We start from the raw sequence: 25,629 nt of genomic DNA on the forward strand, positions 1-25,629 counted from the left end.
AGCCGGGTGCTCCGGTGCCCGCACCAGTGAACGGTGCCAGAAAACGAGTACGCAAGCCATGCCCAATGCACTGGCCCATATCGGTGCCCATGCTCTGATAACCCGGGGCATAATCCCGAGGGCCAGCATGGGCTGGATCCTGACAGGCTGCCTTGTGCCGGATCTGCCCTGGATCCTGCAGCGTCTCGTGCGGGCGCTGCCGCTGGAGATTTCCCCCTATGACCTGAGGATTTACGCGGTGGTGCAAAGTGCGCTTGTTCTTTGCCTGGTTGCAACTGCCGCGCTGGCCTGCCTGTCGGCGCGGCCGCTGCGGGCCGGGCTGGTGATGGGGCTGGGCTGCCTTTTGCATCTTCTGCTGGACGCAACCCAGACCAAATGGGCCAATGGGGTGATGCTCTTTGCCCCCTTCGACTGGCGGCTGCTGAACTTCGGCCTCTACTGGCCGGAAGACTGGCCGGCTCTGGCCATGACCGGCTTCGGGCTGGGGTATTTCATATGGGCTTGGCTGCGTGAGCGCCCCTGGGCCGGCCCGGCGCTTGCAGCCAAACCGCTGCCGCGAAAACGCTATGCCGCCGCGACTGTACTGGCGGCGAGTTATGCCCTGTTGCCCCTGGCTTTGATGGCGCCGGCTTTGCAAGCGGATCTGCATTATGCCGCGAGCTTGCGCCAAGTTGAAGCCCGGCCTGGCCGCTTGGCCGGTTTCGACCGCAGTCCGGTGATCTGGGATGCGGCTGGGGCGCCGTTGCTGCAGGCTTGGACCGGCGAACAGCTGCCGCTGACGGGGCTGCAACTGCCTGAGAGCGCCCGGCTGGTGTCGGTCACCGGGCAATTTACGCCGGAGGGAGCCTTTATGGTGGAGGCGCTGCATGTGCATCCGCCAGGTCGGCGCGATGTCTTTTCCTACCTGGGCTTGCTGGCACTGGCGGCGTGGGCTGCGGCGTGTCTTCGAGCAAAAGGAAATCTTCCTTAGATTGCTTGTGATTTTCATGTAATCAGCCTATGAAAGTTCCTCTTGAATCCTGCAATATAAGCTGAGTTTTGCCTATTCCGCCACTCCAAGAGAATAATTTCGCCGCTTTGCACAGCATTGATTGTGTTTGACATGCCTAGTATATATGCTCATGGTCATCTTAAGGGGTACCCCTTAAGTTGTAGAAGCCGTATAGATATGAGGCTGAAAATTGCAGCTTTGGCCTGAACCGGGCTTGCAGCTTTTGGAGGCATATAGAGGCAAAATGCTTGCGACACTGGCCAAAGGTTATGGTACGGCTCTGCTAATGGGCCTTGCCGGTTATGCAGCTCTCGGAGGAGAGGCCTGGGCCTGGGGACTGTTCATCTGGGTTGCGGGAGCACCTATGACCTTTTTTTTTGCTGGTCCGTCTGCCCGCCGAGATGCGGCTGGAAATCGTCCCGCGCACCGCGTGCAGCGGGGGGTAAGGACTCTTTCAAGCGGACTGATCAAAGCCCGCTTGAACCGTTCCAGCAGCAGTTCATGAGCAGCAGCGCCTTCGTCAGAAGGCGCCAGGAGAACGGCCTTTCAGTACCATAAGTGCGGTTTTTGCCGTAATCTGGATGTCCTGCACAAAACTCCAGCTGCGGAAATATTCCACATCCATCCGGATCCTGGCTTCATAGGAGGCCTCAGACCGGCCTCCAACCTGCCAAGGCCCGGTGAGCCCCGGGCGCATCTGCATGTAGAGCTGTCCTGCGAGCCCGTAGCGCACCAACTCGTCCCGGGTGACCGGGCGGGAGCCAACGATGCTCATGTCGCCGCGGATGACGTTCCAGATCTGCGGTAACTCATCCAGGCTTGACTGGCGTAGGCGGTGGCCAATGCCGGAAATGATCCTCGGATCGTTGCGCAGCTTTTGGCAGGCCGCCCATTCCTTGCGCGCCACCGGATCGGTTGCGAGGATCTGCGCCAGACGCTGATCGGCATCCTTCACCATGGTGCGGAATTTGATGCAGCCGAAGGTCTGGCCGTTCCGGCCAATCCGTTTGTGCACGTAGAATACACCCCACCCATCCCGGCGCACAATCAGCGCCGAAATTAAAAGCATCAAAGGGGCGAACAGAAGCAGCATGGTGCAGCCTGCTGCAATATCAAATGCCCGTTTGGCTGCGAACCTCCAGCGCCCCCGCCGGTGTATGATGCATTCTTCTGAAATAACTGCGTTATTCTCTTGATTTAACACTCTTTAACTCCCCCCCGTCGAAATACTGCCCGACATCGGGAACCCAGCAACAAAATTGCCCGCACTCAACCTCTTGGCCCTTGGTTTCGCCTTATTGGCTCTGGCCTGGCCTTATATGTATATTGACTATTGTTTTAGGCAACTTTACGGGGCTTTATTCACGTTTTGCAAGGATTAAAGTCTCCTGGTTTTAACCTGAGACATATCCGGCATCCTTGACGCTGCTTCAGCACGTCTTGGAAGAGAAAAGACCGCGAGTATTGGCGCTTGTATCGAACATCAGCACGGAACAGTGCGCAAGCGGAGAGCCAGGGACAAACCCTGACGGCACCTGCACTCAGCCTGTCTTTATTGACGGTGCGGCCAGTCCGCTGATGGAGCTTGGTTTTATGCTGTCCGGGAACATCTTCCGTTCTTTCGAGGTCGATGAGGCAATGCGAATTGAACCGGATCAGTCAGATCAGCACCTTAGGGTCTGGACCATAAACGTATCGCTTCTCCGTTGGGCGGATGAACCTGGGCTCGGCTAGTCGCCAAGCCGAGCCCTCTGATCACCTCAGCCGGTCATCCTTGGCACGGCTCCTCTGGAAGGGCTCCGCGCGCCTAGAACAGGAAGAGCGTGTCAGTTACGTCAGCAAGTGCGACGCCCTCTAAGATGATCACGCCTTGGGTGGTGTCGACCACTGCCCCGCTTGCCCCGTCTGTGATCGTAAGAGCGCTGAACCCTCCGGCGAGCGAGAGCGCGACCAGGTCGATCACGTCGAGACCCGTTTCAAAATCGGTGATCGTGTCGGTGCCGAAGCTCTCCTCGAACCGGAACGTGTCAGCGTCAGCTCCTCCGGTCAGCAGATCCGAAGCGCCGCGCCCTGCCTCCAGAACATCCTCTCCGGCCCCGCCGATCAGCGTATCTGCGCTGCCCTGGCCCTGGATCAGGTCATTGCCTTCGCCGCCGTCCATCAGGTCACGGCCGCCGCCGCCGATCAGCGTGTCATTGCCGCCAAGGGCCACGAACACATCGTCGCCGGGGGTGCCGCTCAACAGATCATCGCCGGCGGTGCCCACAATGTTGTCAGGAAAGATGAAGTCGGCATCAGACAGGTCTGCAGCCGCCACGCCTTCCAGAACGATGAGGCCTTGGGTGGTGTCGACCACTGCCCCGCTTGCCCCGTCTGTGATCGTAAGAGCGCTGAACCCGCCGATGAGTGAGAGCGCGCCCAGGTCGACCACGTCAACGCCCCTTTCAAAATCGGTGATCGTGTCGGTGCCGAAGCTGTCCTCGAACCGGAACGTGTCAGCATCAGCTCCTCCGGTCAGCAGATCCGAAGCGCCGCGCCCTGCCTCCAGAACATCCTCTCCGGCCCCGCCGATCAGCGTATCTGCGCTGCCCTGGCCCTGGATCAGGTCATTGCCTTCGCCGCCGTCCATCAGGTCACGGCCGCCGCCGCCGATCAGCGTGTCATTGCCGCCAAGGGCCACGAACACATCGTCGCCGGGGGTGCCGCTCAACAGATCATCGCCGGCGGTGCCCACAATGTTGTCAGGAAAGATGAAGTCGGCATCAGACAGGTCTGCAGCCGCCACGCCTTCCAGAACGATGAGGCCTTGGGTGGTGTCGACCACTGCCCCGCTTGCCCCGTCTGTGATCGTAAGAGCGCTGAACCCGCCGATGAGTGAGAGCGCGCCCAGGTCGACCACGTCAACGCCCCTTTCAAAATCGGTGATCGTGTCGGTGCCGAAGCTGTCCTCGAACCGGAACGTGTCAGCATCAGCTCCTCCGGTCAGCAGATCCGAAGCGCCGCGCCCTGCCTCCAGAACATCCTCTCCGGCCCCGCCGATCAGCGTATCTGCGCTGCCCTGGCCCTGGATCAGGTCATTGCCTCCTGCTCCGTCCAGAAAATCGCGGCCGCCGCCACCCACGATGGTATCGTCACCGGAAAAGCCGGTCAACGTATCATCGCCGCTGGTGCCAACGATGAGTTCTCCCGGCACGACGACCTCACCGGCACCAAGTTTGTCATATCTGACCCAGCTGCCGAAGACGTTGCAGGATCCGCCTACCGTGAGGACAGCGCCTGCTGGCGGCGGCCCGGAGCGTGACAGAAATGTATAGTAGTTTTCGCCGGACCCTTCCTGTTCGATCTCGACCATAATGTAACGGTTGCCGTTCTCGTCTCTGACGAAGAAGAACTTCTCGGCATATATCTGGCCGCCGTTGCCGACTTCGGCCTCGTCCTCGATTATTGATGAGGTCTGGAAAGAACGGTCAATTGCGTTGTCATTCCGGTAGAAGAACCTGTCCCCAGAAAGCGAACTGTCGTTATCGGTCACGTTGAATGTGAGCGAAGCACTGCCCGGCATTGTGAAGGTGTCACCCCTTGAAACCTGGCCTGTGAGGCCTGCGTCCTGAAGGTCATCCAACCCAAAAGCCGTAAATTCGTATTGGATGGGATCAGCCTTGGGTGGGTAATTCCAATAGTGGTAGGTCATTCACTCATTCCTCGAAACTATTTACGTAACACACCGCCGCATGAAAAACGCCGCATGAACACCATGATTTAGGCGGTGGTGGCAGAATTTCGCATGGTTTTTTTCGACATCTTAGCGTCGAGCAAAAGCAATATAATTTAAATACCTATCGTTAGGGGCTGTCAATCAATTGATAAAACGGGAATTTATAGCCGTATCGTTGACATGTCCTGCAGCCCGAAACCACCGGTTATCCTCGTTTAGAGTGTTTCAGGTCCAAGTAAAGCGGCTTTGTTGCACAAATCGGGGTTTGAGCACACTTCGCCTTTCCCCAGACGGACTTATCCTACGGGCTCTGTGAGGGGGATGCCAAGAGCGGTGTAGCGGTTCAGCACCGCGATCCGGATCTGGAGTTCAGCGACCTGTCGGTCGAAGTCCCGTGCCATGATGCCTTGGCCAAGGCGTTTGACGCAGTTCATCCACTGACCGGCAGTGCATTGCACAGCAATGTCACGAAAGGTTTCGTTTCGGCGCGGCTTCGGCGGTGATAGCCGGTCAACTTTCGCCAGAGTGCCCGTCCAAGATATTTGCAGGCCCTCACAGCTTCGTTTCGCGCGATAGCTCCTGCCGTGGCAGGCTTCCAAAGTTGGGCATTCTTACGCGGCGGGAGCGAGCCATTGATGCGCCATTGGTTCCAGCACAATGGCGAGCGGCGGCGGCTCCGCGAGCGGCAATCACATTGTGGCATCTGCGGGTGTCATAAGCCCCATCCACTGCCCGGCAGGCGCATCCGCAGGATGCTGCCGAGAGGGGGCGGTGACCGTGGCAATCTCCTGGCCGGGCGGGATCTGGTTCAGGAGGCCGGGCAGAATTGGAGCGTCCGTTGCCCGGCAGGCGATTTCTGCAGAAATCTGCCGAGAGGGGCCGACATTGCTTGCCGTGACGCCAACCGCGCGGATCTCCAGTGTTTCTTCATCCATACCGGGATGGAGCTTGCGCCAAAGGCGCTTCTTTGGCCCGCCCGCTGCCCGGCAGCACATGCATGGCATGCGCGAGAGGGGGCTTACGGGCGTTCCACTCTCCTTCACCTTCCGCTTTGATCCCGGTCGCGTCGATCAGCAGGTGCAAAGGACCCGTCCCTCCGCGATAGGGGATGGCGACGCTCAACGTCTTCTGGCCCCTCTCGGCAGATTTGCGATGCAATTCGCCTGCCGGGCAATGGACGGCACAGAGTGCTGAAGTTCGGTACTTTCCAGTCAAAGCCTGCCAGCCGCAACAAGCTTTCGACGAAGCCGCCTCGCCATGGTCTCTCGGACCAGTGGCGTTCCCATGGCTCGATCTGGCGAAGGGGCATGCCGAATAGTACCTTCATCGTGAGACAAACCTGGATTGCCGCGTCGCTGAACTCGCGCTGACGACCGCGCTTGCCGGTCGACGGGGCATACCATTCCATATCAGGATCAAACCAGACCGATAGCGAACCGCGCTGCCTCAGCGCCGTGTTGTACGAAGGCCAGTTCCTGGTCTTGTACGTCGTAGGGGACCAACTGCTCATGCGCCGTTGCTACTCCACTGGATTCAAACAGGGAATCCCTCACGCCGTTTGTGCAACAAAGCCAAGTAAAGCCATCAATCCGAAAGCGTGTATGAAGCCCGGATCAGAAACCGAGTGAGCACGGCCTTCAAAATCAGGCCTGCAGGTGGCAAAGCAGGTTAATAAGATCCATCGAACTGGGGGCAAAAAACAAGCTGAGACGCCAGACCTGCATGGCCGAAAACGGGTTGAGGCAATCGTTCATGCACTGCCGCATGCAGCCTTCTGTAACGTCTCCCTGCCGACGGGGAAGAAAACCGGCGCTATTTAATGGCATTGAAATGCAAACGAGTTTCCGCTCCGCCATACAGTTCCGCCAAAAGAGATCCGCAGCAACCGCTGGCCATGATGCCGTACTGCACCCGGTCAGCGGAGCCGCTGCCACAGAGCAGCGCCCAATTGGCTGAGAAAACGTGCGAAGGCCTGCGGACGGCGCATCAGTTCTGCAGCGGCGCGGTCAGGGCGCGCGGCACGCAGCGCCTGCATTGCGGCTTCGGTTGCTGCAAGATCGGCGATGCGCCGCTGGCGGCGGTGCATCAGCGCCACGCTTGCGGTGCTGAGCGCGGCGCCATGGCGGGCAAGGAATTCCGCATCCGCCTTGGATAGAGCCCGGGCATGCGCCGGGTCGAAGCGGTTGGAGACCGAACCGGCACGGATGGTGTAAAGATATCCAGGCTCGGGCTGGAACCAAAGCTGCGCACCTTTGGCCAACATGCCGAGCATAAGGTGGAAATCTTCTCCATTGCGCAGAGCAGGATTGTAGCGCATATTATGCATATCCATAAAGTCTTTCGATATCAGTGGCTTGAGGTATCCCAGGCTGAGACGGCCAGGGGTGACTTGATTGCCGGCCAGGAAAGTCTCAAGCGTCCAGGGAGCCGGCCCGGTGGCAGCAGGTGCGGCCAGCCGCGGCCGCCCGGCCGGGCGGCCGCCGGCCTCCGCGAACTGCAGGCCGTCGTAGATGGCATCGGCACCATGGTTTTTTGCCAGGGCGATCATGGCTGCCAGCCGCCCCGGCATCATTGCATCATCGGCATCAAGCACTGCAATCCATTTGCCGCAAGCTGCATCCAGCCCGGCATTGCGGGCGCCCGCCGGACCGGCGTTTTCTGTGAGTTGCAACACCGACACCCGCCTGTCCCGCGCGGCCAGTTCCTGTGCCTTGCGGGCAGTGCCATCAGGTGAGGCGTCGTCTATGATGATGACTTCCAGGTCCACATCCCGCTGCGCCAGTGCGCTTTCCACACTGCGCGCAAGATGCGCCTCCGCCTTCCAGGCCGCGATGATCACGGTTGCGTCAGTCATGTCAGCAAACTAACCTGCAAGGGCATTCAATGGAAAACTCCACAAAGACTTGTGCGGCCTTAGAAGGTTATATGGGTAGGGGGATTATTGCGCTATGAGTATTTACGGCGGATGGCGGCGCCCAGGCTTCGGAGCGCTGGCGGTTGCGCTGGCAGTGCTTCCGTCTTGGGCAGCATCTGAAATACAAGACAGCGGGTTCCTGTCCCGGATGGATGACCTGGACAGCGGCGGATGGTACATTTCCGATTTCTCGGTCAAGAAACCGAGCTTCCGTACCGGCTGGAGCCGGACTGCGGTGGAAACCGGCCCGGAAGACGGGGCGGTGCTGCTTTCGCTGGCACCGGCTCCGCCAGAGACGGGGAAAGATTTTCAGGGCGGTGAGTTGCAGTGGCGGCAGGCGACCCGCTACGGGCGTTACGAGGTGGTTATGACCGCAGCGCGGGGCGAAGGGGTGATTTCGTCCTTCTTCACCTATACCGGGCCCTACTTTGACGATCCGCACAATGAGATCGATTTCGAATTTCTGGGCCGCGATACCACAAAGGCCTGGGTCAACCGTTTCACCGACGGGAAAAAGCTACCGGGGCAATGGATCGGCCTTGGCTTCGACGCCGCAGCCGGGCCGCATGTTTATGCTTTCGAGTGGACGGAAGACAGCCTGGCCTGGTTTGCCGACGGCAAAGAGCTGCTGCGGATAACAGGGAAGGAAGCGGAGATTCCCAGCCGTCCGCAGAAGATCTATCTCAATATCTGGGGGGGCGCTGAGGCGCAGCGCGACTGGTCCGGCTTTGCCCCAAACGGCATCAGAGCTGTGGCACGCTACTATTGTGTTTCTTACCGCCCCTTGGGCGCGCTTGGCCAGCAATGCTCTGATCTGCCTGTTTCACAGTGAGTCCGCACATGCAAGACGCAACCGGCCCGCTGGTTACGGTGGTGATTGCCGCATGGAATGCTGCCGCAACGCTGGAGAGGGCTGTGCGCAGTGCGCTGGCACAAACAGTTCCGGTTGAAGTGGTGGTGGTGGATGATGCGTCCTCCGATGGCACCGCTGCCGCTGCCGGGCGGTTGGCTGCGGGGGACACACGGCTGAAACTGCTGCGCCAAAAGCAAAACCTCGGCCCCGCCGCGGCACGGAACCGGGCCATCGCAGCAAGCCACGCTCCTTGGATCGCGGTGCTGGATGCGGATGATTTCATGGAGCCGGGCCGGCTGGAGCGGCTGATAGCCATCGCCGGGGAGGAAGGCGCGGATTTCACCGCCGATGACATCTGGAAGGTGGAAGAGGGAAATCCGCAGGGGCCGCGGCGGCGGCTTTGCTCCGAAACCCCGATTGACCGGCAGAAGATCGATGCGGCGCTGTTTGTGGAATCCAATCTCTCGGCCAGGCGGGGCGGCCGGCACGAGATGGGCTTTCTGAAACCGCTCATGTCCCGGGCATTCCTCGAAGCGCAAAGGCTTTCCTATGATCCCGGTATCCGGCTGGGCGAGGATTATATCTTTTATGTCGAAGCGCTTTTGGCCGGTGCCCGCTTCATCCTCACCGACCCCGCGGGCTATGTGGCCGTAGTACGTCCGGACTCCTTGTCCGGGTCGCATCCGGTTGAGGCCCATGCGCATCTGATCGCGGCTGACACAGCGCTGCTTGCCCGGCCCGGGCTGGACCGGCGCACCCGCGCAGCGCTCCGGGCGCATCAGCTGGAGCAGCGCAAGAAGTGGGCCTGGCGGAGATTGATCGCCGCTAAACGCAACCGCGACCTGCTGGGAGCTGCCGCCTGTTTCCGGGCGCCGCTTCCCGTGATTTCCAGTTTGGCGGGACAGCTGGCCGGCGAAGTGCGGAAACGTCTGCGGCGGCGGCCTTTACCGCAGGAATTCGATGTGCTGGTGGTGGCAGATGGCCGCTTTTCCGGCGGCAGCACCGCGGCGCTGGCCACCGATGTTGCCACTTTGGCGGGGCTTGGGCTGAAAATCGGGCTGCTGTTTGTGCGGTCGGCCTATTTGCAGGATTCCCGCGATCCTATGAACCCGGCAGCCCTGGCGCTGTGCGATCTTGATGGGGTGGCACGGCTGCAGCCGGGAACCGCGGCACGGGCCCCCCTGGCCTTTCTGCACCATCCGCTGGTGTTCTTTCACGGCATTGAGGAACGGGCGCAGCTATCAGCCGGCCGCGCAATGATCGTGGCCCATCATGCGCCCTTTCGCAGCGATGGCTCGCTGGAATACGATCCAGTCGCCACAGCGCGCCGCGCACGCCGCAGCTTGGGCTTGCGCTGCACGCCCTGGTTTGCGCCGGTGTCCGGCGTCGTGCGGCGGCAACTAGCCAGTTTTGCCCCGCTGCTGCGGATGAGCTTGGAAGACTGGCCCAATGTCTTTGACCCGGCTGGTTTTCCGGTGCAGCGGCCGCTCCTGCAAGGGCCGCAGATCATTATTGGCCGCCACGGCCGTGCCGATGCGCTGAAATTTCCTGCCACAGGCAGCGCGATTGATGCCTCTCTGCCCGCCGGGGCAGATGTCGCGGTGCGGGTGCTGGGCTGCCCGGCCGCCGCGCTGGCCGCCAAAGGGGCGCATCCGGAGCGCTGGGAGGTGCTGAAATTCGGCGCCGAGCCGGTGGCTGCCTTTCTCAACTCGCTGGATGCCTTTGTGTATCACTATCATCCGAATCTGACCGAGGCCTTTGGCCGTACAGCGGTCGAAGCAGCTTTTTGCGGGCGGATCTGCCTGCTGGACCCCCGGCTGCAGGCGACCTTCGGGGATATGGCTGAGTACTGCAGACCAGAAGACACGGCCGCTGTGCTGGCGCGCATTGCGGCCGACCCTGCCGCCGCCCGGGCGCGGGCAGCGCGGGCGCGGGAAATTGCGGTCGAGAAATACGGCAGCGGGTCGCTGGGGCCGCGCTGGGAGCGGTTCTGCACGGATCCTGGCGTGAGCGCCCGCGATACGGCAGCGGTACCGCCGCTGACGGCCTTGCGTAAACTTGCCGGGCTCTACCGGCGCCGCGCGGCCGGAGCAACAGGCTGAAGAAAGGGATATATGCGTCTGCAGGCCAAGATCATCCGCCGGAGGCATACGCTGGCTCAGCCTCTGCTGCGGCTGTCAGGGACCCGTCCGGCAAATGCGGAACCGCTGTTTGTAATTGGCTCCGGCCGCAGCGGAAATACGCTGGTCCGGCGCGTCTTGCTGGCATCTCAGCAGATCCATATTCCGCCCGAAACCTACGTTTTGGGCGACATTATAGAAGGCTGGCCGCAAATGCTGCTATTGCCTTGGCGGCAGCGGGTCTGGCTGTTTTGCGCCCACTTCGAGAAACATTACCACTTTCCAACCTTTGGCCTGGACAGCCTCGGCGAGTTTGCCGCCGAGGCAGAACAGCTCGAACCCCGCAGCTTGCGCGCACTGATTGAGGCCTTTTATGCTTATCTGACTCGTAAATCCGGAAGCCCTGCGGCGCGGTGGGGTGATAAAACCCCGTGGAACACCTATCATTTGCCAGCCATTGGCGCCGTGTTCCCGCAGGCGCGTTATGTCTGGCTGATGCGCGATGGCCGTGACGTGGCGCTCTCCTATGTCAATGCAGGCCTTCACGGCAGTTTATCCGAGGCGGGTCAACGCTGGGCCGAAGCCAACCGGGCCTGCGGGCGCTTTGCGCGCTGGTGCCCGCATTTATACCTGCTGCGCTATGAGGATTTGGTGACGGCCCCCGAAGCGGCCTTCGGCGCCTTGTTTGCCTGGGCCGGGCTGGCCTTTCAGCCGGAGATGCTGAAGACCCAGCCCGGCGCGATGGGCGACGTCGAACTGGAAGGGCATCATGCCCAGGTGCGCCAGGAGATTTCTCCCCGTTCAGTAGGAACATGGCGGGAACAGCTCACCGGCGCGGAGCTGGACGCCCTGCCCGCCCCGTTCTGGGACCAGATGCGCGCGCTTGGCTACAGCGGCGGCAGCCCTCAGCCCGGCGGCCGGGTGGCCACGTAGATCATGTCACCGCGGATGGTGGCATAGCGCGCCGCCATTGCCCCGTCCGCGCATACCGTTTCCAGCTGGAAACCTGCGGCCCTGATCCGGTCTTCCAGATCGGCGCCGAAGATGCGCACATGGTCGCCCTGACCGAAATGCAGATGCTGCTGGCTGGTTCCGTGGACCGCGGCATTCTCGTAACTTTCTGCCCAGGCATAGATCACCGGCGTGGTCAGGATGGCAAAGCCGCCTGGGCGCAGCACCCGCAGCAACTCAGGCAACGCCTTGCCGTCATTCACATGTTCCAGCACATGATTGGCCATGACCGCGTCGACACTTTGGCTTTCCAGCGCCAGCTCCTCTATGTTCAGCACCAGATCAGCACGGCCAGGTTCAATGTCAGCGGTCTGATACTGACGGCATTTCGGGATCAGCTCCTTGCTCAGGACCGGTTCCGGAGCAAAATGCAAAAACCGGCCGAAACTCTGGCAGCGCGGATCACCGTCCATCCAGAGTTTCAGAAACCGGTGGCGCTCGCGGGAGTGGCATTCCGGGCATTCGGAGGAGAAGCGTATCGCATCGGATCCGAAGATCGGGGCGAAGCGCCCCTGGTAGTTGCAGAGCGGGCAGCGGAAATCATGCTGCTCTGAATCCGGGCGTGCCCGGTCCACCAGCGTTTTAGTCAAGCGTTGCATGTCATACGGCCTGAGATTGCGGGTTAGCGCACCGGCGGTGCGGCGGGCGATTTTACTCAGAAACCTCATGCGTCCTTCCTCTCCTTGGGCAAGGCTGCCGCTGCATTGCCCCCTTTGTCAGCCGGCAGCGGGCACTGGCTCGATCCTCTCTGTCATGAAACGGGCCGGTTTGCGGGCATAAGCCCGAAAGCGGAACTCCAGCCTCACCCGGTTCTGCAGCGTCCGGCAACAGGTGAACTTGCCGTTCATCTGCCCGGGGATCGGGCTGACCACGCCACAGGTATAAGGAACCCGGAAGAAAGGCTTCAGTGCCGGTGCAACAAGGGCGGCTTCCTCGGCTGCGGTCGCCGGATCATATTTGCCGCGCAGCCGCCGCCAGGCGGCCATAGGCAGTATGACCGCGCCGCAAAGCACCTTCTGCAACGTAAATACCGGCGGCATGCACCGCAACCGGGGGGCCGCGCGGCACAAAAAAGGGCTGCGGCGCAAGGACAAAGAACGCATCCGTCAGCGCCCCGCCCGGCCTGGCCCTGGCGGAACGGCACTGACAGGGATTGCGTTGCGGGAAAAGGGATCATCAACAAACATTTTACATCGCTCAAAGCACAACTGGCTTCAAGGTAGTGCGGGTTTGCAATAAAGAAAACCGACTTGCCGACGGGCATATCCGGGCGCTTTGGAAACCGCGGAGCACACCCGCGCAGGCCTGGGAACCGGGTCTGTGCCCAATACCCGGAAAATACTCTCCACCTGGAACTGCCCGGCCTGCGGCCGCAACCATGGTCTTTGCGGCCACTCAGGCCTAGGCACATCGCATCTGGCATTTTGCCTCTGCCCGGTTTTGAGGCATCGCATCAATCAATCTGGTGCCCTTGCCGCATGAAAAACGCCACGGGGCGGCAGTGGGCCCAGGCAGCCTGCCTGTTTTCCGGTCCAAGCGGGCTTGATGCCGCGCGGAGGGTGGTATGTATTCGGAGTATTCGCCTCCTTTATTGAGCAGGAGACTATTTTGCGCATTCAGTTTGCAGAGGGCGCCTTGCTTCAGCAGCCCAGCCGCCCGCAGTGCCGGTGACCCGCATGACATGCGGCGCCCGGTTGCGGCCCGCGCAGAGACTGGGCACCGGGTAATGGCAAAGCATTTCCTCGTCAGCACTGGCGCTCTGAGCGCTGCACGGCTGATTACAGCTTTTTCCCAGTTGTTGATCCTGCCGGTGATCTCTCGTTTCCTGACGGTGGAGGAATTCGGCCTTGTCTCGCTGGCAATGGTCGTGGTCCTTTTCGCCCAGCTGTTCAGCGACGCAGGACTTGGGCGCTCGCTTATCCGGCAGCAGCACGTTGATGCGCAAGAGTGGGGGGCCGTGTTCTGGCTCCTGTTCTGCGTCGGGCCGGCGCTGGCTTTGACAGCGCTGGCGGCGGCGCCGGCCTGGGCCTGGCTGCACGGAGCGCCGGAATTATTCGGGCTTGTTGCCGCCCTCTCGGTGACGCCAATGTTCCTGTCGTGGGCTGCGGTCCCCAATGCCCGACTGGAGCGCGATGGCCGCTTTCCCGGGCTGGCACTGATCCGCACCAGTGCAGCCCTGGCCGGCATGGTTGCTGCCGTTGCGCTTGCGGTGTCCGGCGCCGGTGTCTGGGCCTTGGTGGCCCAGCAAATCCTGCTGGCGGCAATACAATGCGGCGGCGCCTTTGCGCTCAGCGGCTTCCGGCCAGCGCCGCTGCGCCGCGGGGTCCGGCTGCGGGAGCACCTTTCCTTTGCCCGGGATTCTCTGGGCGTTTCCTTGCTGCAGACCGTGCAACGGCAGGCGCCTGTGGCATTGATTGGCCATCAGCTCGGGCCGGCGCCCCTTGGGCTGTTCACGATGTCATCCCGGCTGCTCAACCAGCCGGTCATGGCGCTGGCCGGACCGATGGCCCAAGTCACCTATGTGCGCATGGCTGCCGCCCAGTCCGACACCGGGCATGTTGCGGCACTGTATATTGGCAGTGTCCGGCTGCTGGCGCTGGCAATCTTCCCGCCGATGGCAGTTCTGGCCGGCGCGGGCGGCGATCTGTTTGCTCTCATCTTCTCGGACCCCTGGCGTAACGCCGGGCTGCTGTTCGCCTTGGCGGCACCGGGCATCGCTCTGGAGAGCGCCGCAGGGGGACGGCTGGTGTCATGTTCCAGGCTATGAATCGGACAGGCCTGCGACTCCGGATGGTCACGGAGCGCACGGTGCTGCGGCTGGCGGCGATTTCTTTGGCTTTGCCCTTCGGAATTGAGGCCGTCTCAGCGATGATCACCCTGTTCGCCCTGGCTTACTTACCCGCTACTGGTCATACACCCATCAAGCGGTTCCGTTCAGCAGACTGGCTGCGCTCCGGGCGATGGCGGTGACGGCAGGCATCTCAGCTTTGGCCTGGACGGGGATGCATGTTCTGGCAGGGCAGGCAGAAGGCTGGGCCGTGCCGGGGTATGCCGCCGCCGTGCTGGCGGCGGCCTGGGCAGTAGCTGCAAGCCTGCAGTGGCGCAGTTTGCGCGCTTGTCTTGAGGAGTTTGGGCGCTGACTTTCCGGATTTCCACAAAGGGCAGATTTCGTTGAAAAAGTCGTTTGGTTTTGTGCGTTGGGGATGGGTACGGCGCATATTTTTCTGGACAATCTGAGGCGGTACCGCCTTGTTACCCTGCGGCGGGTGCCATCGGCTTGAGTTTTGCCAATTTCCGAAGGTTTTGGGCGGTAGCTGCGTGGGTAAATTCGTCTTGGACGCCGCAAGGCCCCCGCAGTCTGAGCCGTCCCAGACCGAGGATGCGTTTGAGATGGGCAAACAGCATTTCGACCTTCTTTCCTCTTCTCTGAGCCACCGGGTTGAACTCGGATGCTGTGCATTGACGGACGAAGTCTCTGACGATCTCGTATTTCTCACGGTGGATCGCGCGGGCCTCGGAGTTCGGACAGCACTTGGCCTTTGACGGGCCGTTCCTGCCATCGGCGGTCAGGGTCCGGTATTTGCGTGAGCACCAGCTCGGCGCGTTCCGGGCGGGATCTGAGTAGGTTCGCCACGTGTGTCGCATCTCCTTCCCCTCCGGACAGATGTAGCGGTTCTCTGTTTGCGGGACTGTCAAGTGCGGGTTCCATTGGCGTTCGGGGCCTTGGTTCTCTACGAAGCCGGAGTTTCCGCTTCCTGATGGCGTCCGGGAGCTGACCGGCCAGAATGTCATTCGCGAAGTGAGCGTTGGCTCCTTCAACCGCTTTAGACTGGCTTGATCCGCCGCCGTCCCGAAGGACGCTGAACCCGCCCTGTCTCTGGTGGGCGGGGTGTCGGTTGGTTGTCAGGTGATGAGCTCCTTTTCCGGTTCGAAATCTGTCCGTCGCGCCAGATGCACATCATGACGACAGCGAGTTTTCGGGATGCCGCCACCGCAGCTTTCTTGAAGCCCTTCCGGTCTTGCAGCTTCTTGGCCCACACGCGCAGTTTTGACAGCTTTCTGACCTGGGTGATCAAGCTGGTTGCAGCGGAGTAGAGCAGTTTGCGCAGATCACGGTCTCCGCATTTCGATATCCGGCCGGACCAGCCCATGCCGCCGGATTGATGCCGCCGCGGCGGGAGGCCGAGGAAAGCTCCGACGTCCCGCGATCTCCGGAAGCGGTTTGCGTTGTCGAGGGGGGCGATAAAGGACAGCGCCACGACAGGCCCAACGCCCGGGACGGTCATGAGGCGGCGGGCAAGGCCGCTTTGGCGCGCGATGAGCCTGAGATCGCCGTCCACCGCTTCCGCAGCCGCGCACAGGGCCCTGTGGACCGGGATGAACATGCCGGCCATCACGCCGGGTGCCGGGTTGGTCTGACCTGCCTCAGCGAACTGATCGCGGAAGCCCTGCCGCAGGCTGGCACGGCCAACTGAACCCATACAGATCCCGAAAACCTTCAGCACACCGCGAACATGCGCTTCCAGGTCCTTGCGCATCCGGATCAGGCGCTCCCGAGCGCCAATGAGCACGAGAACCCGCTCCGACGCCTCGCTTCTGATGTGAACCCGGCTGAACCAGCCGGTGCGGGCCAGCTGCGCCAGTCCCTCGGCATCACCGGGACCGGACTTGTTGATCCGCCCCGACAGCGCCTTGGGCGCCAGGCGGGCATCAATGCAGATGACCGGAAGGCCGCGCTTCTCCAACTCGCGGGTGAGCCAGATGGCCAGGATGCCGCTCTCATGCACAATCCGCTCGGGCCCAGCGGCATGCTCCGAAATGAAGGATGCGATTGCGTCCGGATCCGAGCTGGTTTCGCCACGCGCAAGCACCTTCCCCTCTCCATCAACAACACAGATCGACACGGATTTGACGGACACGTCCAGACCAACATAATACGGCATGGTCGTTCTCCTTCACGGCTGGTTTTGCTGAGGCCGATCTTATCGGACCTCGTTCGCCCTGGGAGAGCGGCCGCCGAAAACACACCATGTCATTCTCATCGTCCCAGGTGAAGTCGGATCGAGAGAACGTTCCGTCCTTGCGCTCGCCTTTGTCAAAGACGGGAATGAACGGGAAGATTTTTCGCCTGAGCGTAAACCAGACGAGATTTTCCGAAGAGCCGTAGGCCGTATCTGCGGCGAGCCAATCCGGCTTCAGACCAAAACGCTCCTCGGTCCGGTCGATCATCTTGCGCATAGCCCCAACCTCGGCAGTCTTGTTTGATCGACTGGCATCCACATCCACGATGATACCGTGATCGGTATCGATCAGGTAATTGTCTGAGTAAGCAAAGAAAGCTGGGCCCTTGCGTGCGGCGGTCCATTGACTGGCTGGATCGGCATGAGCGGTGAATTTGGGCCTAACCGCCGTGGCTGCGCCAAAAGCCTCGTCATCCAAGGTGTCGAGATACTCACGCACTGCGCGGCGCATCATGGGGATCAACATCGCGAGCCGCCCAATCATCGGGATTGCTGGAGTTCTGTTTCTGTACGTCAGCGCTGATCAGGCTGGCATCGACGGTGAAGCCCTGACCACCAGCAAGCCCTTCCTCCATGCAGCGTGCCACGGTTGTCTCGAAGAAATGGCGCAGCAGATCGCTCTCGCGGAAGCGACCATGGCGGTTCTTGAAAAGGTGGAGTGATCAGGCACACGGTCGGTCAGATCGAGACGGCAGAACCACCTGTACGCCAGGTTCAGATGGACCTCTTCGCACAGTCGGCGTTCGGACCGGATGCCAAAACAATATCCCACCAACAGCATTCGGATAAGCAACTCCGGGTCGATGGATGGGCGACCAGTATGGCTGTAAAAATCCGCAAGATGAGCCCGGATGCTGCCCAGATCAACAAACCGGTCAACCGACCGCAGCAGATGATCTTGCGGCACATGGTTCTCCAGCGAGAACTCGTAGAACAGCGCCGCCTGCGCTTCCTGCTTCGGTCCCAGCATCGCAAATCCTCCCGCTCACCAACGGAATTGAATCAGCGACGCACCCCGCAATCAAGTAAGAGTTTTTCAACAAAATCGGCGCAATGTGCCTTCCGGGACCCATAATCGTTCTGCAAGCGGGAACAGTGTCCCGCGCGCCTTTTGCGCCAAAAAGCTGTTCTCCTTGCCTGACCGGGGTGCTTTTCGTAAACTTTGCACCAAATTGCAGGTGGGGAGGTCCTGAAAGGTCGGCGGTTTCCCCTCCAAAAAGACCATAAATACTGAAGCGCACTGGTTATTTGAAAAGCAGCCCGGCAGGCAGGAGACCGGGGCAGATGTTGGGGACCGGGCAGCCGCGGGTTTTGATTTACAGGTTCTGAGTTATGAGTATGTGGGGGTCACTTTGCTTAACGAAACTTTTGATCAGCTGGACGAGAGCGAACGCTGGTATATCTCTGACTTTGCTGTTGCCGCCAGCTGGAACCACACAGCTTGGGATGCGGAATATCTGCTGACACCGCCTGGAGAAGCCGTGTTGACTCTCGACGGTACCGACACTGAGGGGAAGGATTTCACTGGATCGGAGCTGCAGTCGCAGGATTTCTACGGTTACGGCAGCTATGAAGTCGAGATGACCGCCTCGGATGTCTCAGGTGTGGTCTCGTCCTTCTTCCTGTTCTCCAACACCTTCTTTGGAGCCGCCAGGCATAATGAGATCGATTTTGAGTTCTTGGGCAATGACACTACCAAGGTCAATATCAACTATTACTACGGCAACCAAAAGCTGGGGGACAACGGCAGCGTGCAGGTCGATCTGGGCTTCGACGCGGCCGCAGGGATGCACAGCTACCGTATCGAGTGGCACCCGGATGGCATCCGCTGGTATGCGGACGGCACTCTCCTGTATGAAGTGACCGGTGAAACGGCGCCGCTGCCGGTGCCCGACGAACCGATGAAAATCTACATGAATATCTGGACCGGCGGCGCGGGGCTGGAGAATTGGCATGGGCCGGTGGCTCCGGATGCCGAGGCTGAAGCAAGCTATACTTCGGTGACCTATACCCCTATGTGCCCGAAGCTCCCACCGATACCGGCGGCGCGATCTCCTTTGCCGGCGAGGACCAGGCTTATGTGGTCAATCTTGCGGACGACAGTTTTTCCCGCGCCGCCCGGATCATGGCGCTTGGCGACTCGCTCACTGTTGGGCATGTCAATGCCAATGACCCCAGCGAAGTGCCCGAAGAACGGGACGGCTACCGACAGGATCTGTTTGCCCACATCACCGCCGGCGGCGGCTGGGTAGACTATGTCGGCGGCATGCAGAACGGCCCTGTAGATATGCTGGATCGCGATCACGCTGCGGTGAGCGGTGAAGCCTTGCGCAACATGGTCAAGAACAATGACAGCAGCCTCGCCGACATTTCGGTAAATCTGGCAGCGCACACCCCGGACATCATGCTGCTGATGGCGGGCACCAATGACTACAATGCCAATAATTTCTTCACCAACCGCTTTCCCAACTTGATGTCGAATATGCAGGAGGCGATTGACCAGTTCTACGCCTATGCGGGCAACGCTGGAAAATACCTGGTCATTTCGACACTGGCACCGAAAACGAGCTCGGGAACTCCGGAGGAATACACTTACTTTATCAATGAAGGCTATTCGATCATAAACGGCACTGAGGTGGCTGGCGATGCGGGCAATGGCACCTATGTGCCGGGATTGCGCGCACTGATCACCTCGCAGCAAGGCCAACATCCGACACTGCTTCTGTTCGACAATCCGGTTGGCGTGAGCGGCCTGTCCTCTGACCAGGTTCACTTTAAAAACGAAAGCTACGCGGAATATGCCAGCGACATGTATGATCTGCTGCTGGCTCAGATCGGCCAGCAGGCCGGCTCCTTTGGAACGCTGGCCGGCACGCTTCCAGCTGCCACCGATGTTATTGGCGGCAATGCCGGCGACCGGATCACTGGCGATGCCGCGGACAACACCATCATGGGCGGCGGCGGCGCGGATTATCTCACGGGCAGCGGCGGCAGCGATACCTTCGCCTACGAGGCGGCAGCGCTGGATGGCAAGCGCGATTACGTCGCGGACCTCTCGGTTGCGGATGGCGACACAGTGGATCTGTCGGGCATTATCGCCCATTATGGCTGGACAGCTACGGAGTTCGAAGCAGCCGTCCGGTTCACGGAGGATGCTTCCGGGGCAGAGCTGAGCATCGACGGGCCGGACGGGCTGCTGCCGCTGGCCTATTTTAACAATGTGTCCGCAGCCGAACTCGCCGGTTTGCTGAATGTCGATCCTGGCGGCGGCCCCGATCCTGATCCTGATCCTGATCCGGTCGGGCTTCTGATCGGAACTGAAGGCAAGGACACACTGAGCGACACAGTTGCCGCCACCGAGATCCTCGGTCTTGGCGGCCGGGACCTTCTGATAGGCAATGGCGGCAACGACACGCTGGATGGCGGCGCCGGGCGCGACAACCTCTATGGGGGCACCGGGGAAGATGTATTCCGCTTCACCACCGAAACCCTTGACGGAAACCGCGACGAGGTGCGGGACTTCTCGATTGCTGAAGACGACAAAATCGACCTTTCCCCAATCGCGCAGCATTATGGCTGGAGCGAGGCCGAGCTGCTGAATGCCCTCTCATTCACGAATATCAACGCCGGCCTGCGGATCACCATCAGCACCCCGGACGGGGGCTATAACATGGCCGCCGTGCATGGCGTCAGCGTAGCGGAATTCCTGGCTGCGGATACAATGATCCTGCAAGCGGGGCCGCCGCCGGACACAGGCGACGATGACGGCAACCTTGCTCTGGCAGCGCCTGACAGCAACATCGATGCGGATGAGGCCGGCACGGTCCAGATCCTCCTCTCCGGGGTGGATTCCGATGCCACTGCCGTGGTGACCGTCAGCGGCGGCGGCATCGACCTGATGCAGAACGCCAGCGCCGACGGCAGGCTGGTCTTCGACCTGACCAGCCTGCCGGACGGTCCGGTCACCACCTCGGTGACCGCCACCGATGGCGGCGGCAATGCCAGCACCGTGGCCGGCCCCGCCCTGACGCTGGACACCGCCCCGGACCTGTCGGCGGATAAGGATGGCAACCTGGCTGTCAGTGCGCCGGACACTGATATCACCGCGTCTGAAGCCGGATCGGTGGCGTTCACGGTCTCTGGTCTCGATACTGATGCCACAGCGGTGGTGACAGTAAGCGATGGCACCGCAAGCGTCTCCTCGGGACCCGTTGCAGCCGACGGCAGCGTACTGCTGGACCTCACGGGGCTGGAAGACGGCCCCCTGACCCTGTCGGTGACCGCAACCGATGACGAGGGCAATATGGCCAGCGAGGACGGCCCGGGCCTGACCCTGGACAGCACGGTGGTGGAACTGCCGGTGCTGAGCGGGAGCAGCCAAAATGACACACTGACGGACGGGGACGGGGCCACAGAGATCCTTGGTCTTGCCGGGCGTGACAAGCTTTACGGCAATGGCGGCAGCGATATCCTGGACGGCGGCGCCGGGCGCGACAATCTCTACGGCGGCGGTGATGCCGATGTGTTCCGCTTTTCCTTCGAGACCCTGGATGGGAACCGCGACGAGGTGCGAGATTTCTCGGCTGCGGAAGGCGATAAGATCGACCTTTCGCTGATTGCCGATCATTACGGATGGGACGAGACCCAGACACAAGAGGCGCTGCTGTTCAAAGATCTCAGCGCCGGCTTGCGGATCACCATCGGCACTCCGGACGGCGGTTATAACCTGACCCTCGTGCACGGCATCACCGAAGCGGAGTTCCTGGCCGGAGACAACCTGCTGTTCTGAGCCTCCGGCCTTGATTCTCCTCCCCCAGGCCCGGGGGACCCCGCTTGCCGGGCGAATCCTCTGCCGCTCCCCGGGGCGGCAGACCCGTTTCAGCCGCAGCAACGGCATCTTTCCTCTCAAAACAGACTCTGACCGGCACCAGACGGGCTGTGCTGGCAGCCCGCCACGGCTGAATGTCAGATTCCCGCCTATTGGCTTTCCGCAGATCGGCACATTTGCGCCTGCCTTTTGCGCTCTAGTTGACCGCATGAGAGGGGAGCGGTTTTAAGGCCCCGCACAGCCCCCCTGGGTAAGAACAGCAACCACAGGCCTATCAGAGCAACACAGACAGCTATCAGAGGACGCCGGCGCAAGCCGCAAGTTTCTCAGCAGAGCACAGGTATCCAAGCAGCCAGGCATTTGCCCGGACGCGCCGTCAGGTGTGCGCTATGGGCACGGCCGGCAGGCTGACCTTGATCTGCCCTGAAGAGCACCTCCGTCTGCGCGCTGATAGGCAGCACTGCGGCAACGCGTGTGAATTTAGCGAGTAGTGCACCGGCCGGGCGCGCCGGGCAAAAAGGACGGAACGATGGAAATGCATATGACCCATTCGGCGCACATGGCCCAGGCCGATGCGCTGTTCGAAGCGGCAGAAGCCACCCATGTGGCGGTGCGGGACGGCGACTGGTCCGACCCCGCGACCTGGAACGGCGGCAAGGTGCCGGGGAAAGACGCCAAAGTCCTGGTCCCCGAGGACAAGACCGTCACCTATGACTCCGGCAGCAGCGCCGAATTGAACATGGTGCGGGTCGACGGCACCCTGTCCTGGTCGCGGAGCCAGGACACTTCGATGCATGTCGAGACCATCATCACCAGCCCCGGGTCGCAAATCGACATCGGTTCGATGGCCGATCCGATGCCGGCCGGTGTCTCTGCCACCATCACCTTCACCGACGGGCCCATCAACCTGGCCAAGGACCCAGGCCAGCTCAGCCATGGGCTGGTCGCCTTCGGCGAGGTCGACATTCAGGGCGCCGCCAAGGAAAGCCACCTGAAGATAACGGGCGGCGCCAAGGCCGGCGACACCGCCATCACCGTCGAGGGCAGCACCGCCAACTGGCAGCCCGGCGACCAGATCCTGCTGGTCGGCACCGAATACCTGGGCGAGGACGGCAATGGCGTTCTGAAAACCCAGGACGAAACCCGCACCATCGTATCGGTCGAGGGCAGCAAGATCACCTTCGACAAGCCGCTGGCCTATGATCACCAGCCGCCCGGGGGCACAGCTTTGACACTTTCGTGGGCAACCTCTCGCGTAATGTGGTGTTCCAATCCGAGAACCCGGAAGGCACCCGCGGCCATGTGATGATGCACAACAGCACGCCCGATCACGAGGACGGCTCGACCAACTGCGTGCGCTACGCCGAATTCCGCGACCTGGGCCGCACCGACCACAGCCAGGAGGTGGGAACCGAACCCGGCGAGGCCAACCCGCAGGGCCGCTACCCGGTCCATCTGCATATGACCGGCACCGAGCCGAACGGGCCAACCTCGATGATCGAGGGCAACGCAGTGACCGGCAGCCCCGGCTGGGGCATCGTGCAGCATTCCAGCCAGGCGATGATCAACAGCAATATCGTCTATGACGTCACCGGCGCCGGGATCGTGTCGGAGATGGGCGACGAGACCGGCGCCTGGATGAACAACCTGGTCTCCTCGGTGACCGGTTCCAAGATGTCCGGCCAGACCGGCTCGGAAGGGGCGGCCTACGAGAATCAGTCCCGCGTCATCGTCCAGCAGGACAATATAGCCGCGAACTCGAAAATCGCCTGGAACTATTCCGGCCGCGAAAGCTTCCCGGAAGATGCGGACAACCCCAACGCCCCCAATGACGGCATTCACCGCAAGATGTTCGAGCGTGAACAGGTGCCCTTCGACCCCTCGCCCTTCGATGTGGCGCTGGACCATGAAGAACCGCCGATCATCGATTTCGATGACAATACCTCAATCGCCTCGGGCACCGGCCTGCGGGTGTTCCACCGCCAGTTCTCGGATGACACCGACACCATGAGCGTGTTCCGGAACTTCACCATCTGGGCGGCGAGGACGCGGTGAACCTGGACAATTACGCGTCGAATTACGAGTTCATCGACTCCACCTGGCAGGGTGAAGGCACCGGTTTCCGGATTGAGCGCAAGACCTCCTCGGTGGTGTTCAACGATGTCGACATGCATGATTTCGGCACCGGCTACCGCAGCTATGGCGTGAACCACGAGGTGGTGCTGATCGACACCGAGTTCCACGATGTCGGCAAAGAGTTTGCGCTCGAAGACCTGATGAAGAACGTGGACAGTGCCTCCCAGCGCAAGGAGCTGATCGCCTTCTTCAAGAACGAGCACGGCATCAACTATGAGAACCCGATGCCGCAGATCGTGGACAGCCGCCGCCTCACCCAGACGGAGGCGGTGACCTTCACCCCGGACGCGGGCGCCGACCTGGTGCTGGGCCCCGGCGACCGCAGCCTGAGCATCACCGGCACGATCACTGATTCGGTCGGCACCCGCACCTTCAATGAATATGTGATCGCCAAGCCGCCCAGCGGCTCGGGAACCAGCAAGGATTTTGACGGGATCAAGCTGACCCTTGCCGGCAGCGCGGGCAGCGGGCAGCGGGAGTTCACCCTGGACCAGTTCCTGGAGCTGCACGGCACCTTCCAAAAGGCGGATGGCAGCTGGGTCGCGCCTGTGGTCAACTGGATCACCGACCGGCTGACCGGCGAGCAGCACCCGGTGGTCATCGAGATCAAGCTCAAGGGGTTTGATGATGGCAAGCTGGACGCCTATGCGCTCTCCCAGTATCCCGATCCCGGCATTGGCAACCCCGCTTTCACCTACGACTTCCCCTTCCCGGCAGGCAACGGCGATACAGGTGGTGACACCGGAGGCGATACGGGTGGCGACACCGGGGGCGGCGGCGGCAACGGCGATGATGACGGCAACCTGGCGCTGGCCGCGCCGGACAGCAGCATTGACGCCGATGAGGCCGACGCGGTCCAGGTCGTTCTCTCGGGCCTGGATGCCGATGCCACTGCCGTGGTGACCGTCAGCGGCGACGGCATCGACCTGATGCAGAACGCCAGCGCCGACGGCACGCTGGTCTTCGACCTGACCAGCCTGCCGGACGGTCCGGTCACCACCTCGGTGACCGCCACCGACGGCAGCGGCAATGCCAGCACCGTGGCCGGCCCCGCGCTGGCGCTGGACACCGCCCCGGATCTGCCGCTGGATGAGGACGGCGGTGATGGCCCAGCCGGTGACCTGCCGGTGCTGAGCGGGAGCAGCCAAAATGACACACTGACGGACGGGGACGGGGCCACAGAGATCCTTGGTCTTGCCGGGCGTGACAAGCTTTACGGCAATGGCGGCGGCGATATCCTGGATGGCGGCGCCGGGCGCGACAATCTCTACGGCGGCGGTGGAGATGACATTTTCCGGTTCTCGGCGGAGACCCTGGACGGCTACCGCGACGAGGTGCGAGATTTCTCGGCTGCGGAAGGCGATAAGATCGACCTTTCGCTGATTGCCGATCATTACGGATGGGACGAGACCCAGACACAAGAGGCGTTGTCGTTCAAGGATATCAGCGTCGGCGTGCGGATCACTCTCAGTACCCCGGACGGCAGCTATAATCTGGCCGCTGTGCACGGCACCACCGAAGCGGAGTTCCTGGCCGGAGACAACCTGCTGTTCTGAGTTCTCCCCTCCCCCGGGCGTTGGGGAGGGAAACCCGCTCACCGGGCGCCGCCAAACGTCGGAACGACGGAACCAGAGTCCGAAGCAGTATCTTTCCTCTCAAAACAGACTCTGACCGGCACCAGGTGAGCCGTCCCGGCAGGCCGCCGCAGCCGAAGACCAAATTTCTGCCTATTGATGGCCTGCAGATCGGCACATTTGCGCCTACCTTTTGCGCTCTAGTTGACCGCATGAGGGAGGACCGGTTTTAAGTCTCTGAAAGCCCCCCCTGGGTAAGAACAGCAACCACAGGCCTATCAGAGCAACACAGACAGCTATCAGAGGACGCCGGCGCAAGCCGCAAGTTTCTCAGCAGAGCACAGGTATCCAAGCAGCCAGGCATTTGCCCGGACGCGCCGTCAGGTGTGCGCTATGGGCACGGCCGGCAGGCTGACCTTGATCTGCCCTGAAGAGCACCTCCGTCTGCGCGCTGATAGGCAGCACT

The 25,629-nt window shown here is 61.4% G+C and carries 17 protein-coding genes and 2 pseudogenes; 10 read left to right on the plus strand and 9 right to left on the minus strand.

Translation table 11 applies throughout. The annotated features are described in order from the left end of the window. The first annotated feature begins 58 nt into the window (after positions 1-58). Positions 59-970, plus strand: a complete 912-nt coding sequence (locus ETW23_RS21980; protein WP_134831430.1) for a hypothetical protein — start codon at positions 59-61, stop codon at positions 968-970. Positions 971-1,511: 541 nt separating this feature from the next. Here ETW23_RS21980 and ETW23_RS21985 read toward each other — a convergent pair. The 4 genes and pseudogenes from ETW23_RS21985 to ETW23_RS22000 form a co-directional block, all read right to left on the minus strand. After that, a complete protein-coding gene (locus tag ETW23_RS21985; RefSeq protein WP_134831431.1) occupies positions 1,512-2,084 on the minus strand; it encodes a sugar transferase in 573 nt (190 codons plus the stop codon). Positions 2,085-2,798: 714 nt separating this feature from the next. Then, a complete protein-coding gene (locus ETW23_RS26615; protein WP_134831432.1) occupies positions 2,799-4,682 on the minus strand; it encodes a calcium-binding protein in 1,884 nt (627 codons plus the stop codon). Between the two features lie 320 nt (positions 4,683-5,002). Further along, a pseudogene (locus ETW23_RS21995) lies at positions 5,003-6,216 on the minus strand (IS5 family transposase). Between the two features lie 405 nt (positions 6,217-6,621). Further along, positions 6,622-7,560, minus strand: coding sequence for a glycosyltransferase family 2 protein (locus ETW23_RS22000; RefSeq protein WP_134831433.1), 939 nt, complete (start codon positions 7,558-7,560; stop codon positions 6,622-6,624). Positions 7,561-7,654: 94 nt separating this feature from the next. On the opposite strand from ETW23_RS22000, the gene ETW23_RS22005 reads away from it, so the two are divergent. The 3 genes from ETW23_RS22005 to ETW23_RS22015 all read left to right on the plus strand — a co-directional run bounded on the left by ETW23_RS22005 (position 7,655) and on the right by ETW23_RS22015 (position 11,526). Further along, the gene (locus ETW23_RS22005; RefSeq protein WP_134831434.1) at positions 7,655-8,452 is read left to right on the plus strand and encodes a family 16 glycosylhydrolase; all 798 of its coding nucleotides are present in this window, start codon (positions 7,655-7,657) and stop codon (positions 8,450-8,452) included. A gap of 8 nt (positions 8,453-8,460) precedes the next feature. Next, complete coding sequence (locus tag ETW23_RS22010; protein ID WP_134831435.1) at positions 8,461-10,575, plus strand: glycosyltransferase family 2 protein; 2,115 nt, start codon at positions 8,461-8,463, stop codon at positions 10,573-10,575. Positions 10,576-10,680: 105 nt separating this feature from the next. Further along, positions 10,681-11,526, plus strand: a complete 846-nt coding sequence (locus ETW23_RS22015) for a sulfotransferase (RefSeq protein WP_254695236.1) — start codon at positions 10,681-10,683, stop codon at positions 11,524-11,526. Here the strand turns inward: ETW23_RS22015 and ETW23_RS22020 are convergent. Both ETW23_RS22020 and ETW23_RS22025 read right to left on the minus strand, forming a co-directional pair. Then, positions 11,499-12,272 carry a class I SAM-dependent methyltransferase gene (locus ETW23_RS22020; RefSeq protein WP_134831437.1) on the minus strand — a complete coding sequence of 258 codons (774 nt, stop codon included), beginning with the start codon at positions 12,270-12,272 and terminating at the stop codon, positions 11,499-11,501. The two genes, ETW23_RS22015 and ETW23_RS22020, sit on opposite strands and share 28 nt — an antisense overlap. Before the next feature lie 48 nt (positions 12,273-12,320). Next, entirely contained in the window at positions 12,321-12,644 is a 324-nt protein-coding gene (locus ETW23_RS22025) for a hypothetical protein (protein WP_134831438.1), read from the minus strand. Between the two features lie 686 nt (positions 12,645-13,330). Between ETW23_RS22025 and ETW23_RS22030 the strand changes: the two genes are divergently transcribed. Beyond that, complete coding sequence (locus ETW23_RS22030) at positions 13,331-14,371, plus strand: oligosaccharide flippase family protein (RefSeq protein WP_167738189.1); 1,041 nt, start codon at positions 13,331-13,333, stop codon at positions 14,369-14,371. A 485-nt stretch (positions 14,372-14,856) separates the two neighbouring features. Here the strand turns inward: ETW23_RS22030 and ETW23_RS22035 are convergent, their stop codons facing one another. The 3 genes and pseudogenes from ETW23_RS22035 to ETW23_RS22045 all read right to left on the minus strand — a co-directional run. Continuing rightward, positions 14,857-15,396, minus strand: coding sequence for a transposase (locus tag ETW23_RS22035; protein ID WP_368075906.1), 540 nt, complete (start codon positions 15,394-15,396; stop codon positions 14,857-14,859). 32 nt (positions 15,397-15,428) lie between these two features. Next, entirely contained in the window at positions 15,429-16,547 is a 1,119-nt protein-coding gene (locus ETW23_RS22040; protein ID WP_254695223.1) for an IS110 family transposase, read from the minus strand. Positions 16,548-16,635: 88 nt separating this feature from the next. Next, positions 16,636-17,595: pseudogene (locus ETW23_RS22045) on the minus strand (transposase); the annotation flags it as partial. A gap of 382 nt (positions 17,596-17,977) precedes the next feature. Here ETW23_RS22045 and ETW23_RS26335 point away from each other — a divergent pair. From ETW23_RS26335 to ETW23_RS26620, 5 genes are all read left to right on the plus strand, one after another. Continuing rightward, positions 17,978-18,877 (plus strand): family 16 glycosylhydrolase, encoded by a 900-nt coding sequence (locus tag ETW23_RS26335; RefSeq protein ID WP_134831440.1) that lies wholly within the window; start codon positions 17,978-17,980, stop codon positions 18,875-18,877. Further along, positions 18,808-21,414, plus strand: a complete 2,607-nt coding sequence (locus ETW23_RS22055) for a hypothetical protein (protein WP_368075907.1) — start codon at positions 18,808-18,810, stop codon at positions 21,412-21,414. Before ETW23_RS26335 ends, ETW23_RS22055 begins: the two co-directional genes overlap by 70 nt. A 568-nt stretch (positions 21,415-21,982) precedes the next feature. After that, positions 21,983-22,759: a G8 domain-containing protein gene (locus ETW23_RS22060; protein WP_134831442.1), complete on the plus strand. Its 777-nt coding sequence runs from the start codon at positions 21,983-21,985 to the stop codon at positions 22,757-22,759. Next, positions 22,693-23,508 (plus strand): hypothetical protein, encoded by an 816-nt coding sequence (locus ETW23_RS22065; protein WP_134831443.1) that lies wholly within the window; start codon positions 22,693-22,695, stop codon positions 23,506-23,508. Before ETW23_RS22060 ends, ETW23_RS22065 begins: the two co-directional genes overlap by 67 nt. Beyond that, the gene (locus ETW23_RS26620) at positions 23,505-25,145 is read left to right on the plus strand and encodes a calcium-binding protein (protein WP_134831444.1); all 1,641 of its coding nucleotides are present in this window, start codon (positions 23,505-23,507) and stop codon (positions 25,143-25,145) included. Before ETW23_RS22065 ends, ETW23_RS26620 begins: the two co-directional genes overlap by 4 nt. Positions 25,146-25,629: the final 484 nt, after the last annotated feature.

It is taken from the genome of Leisingera sp. NJS201 (assembly GCF_004535885.1).
Lineage (GTDB): Bacteria > Pseudomonadota > Alphaproteobacteria > Rhodobacterales > Rhodobacteraceae > Leisingera.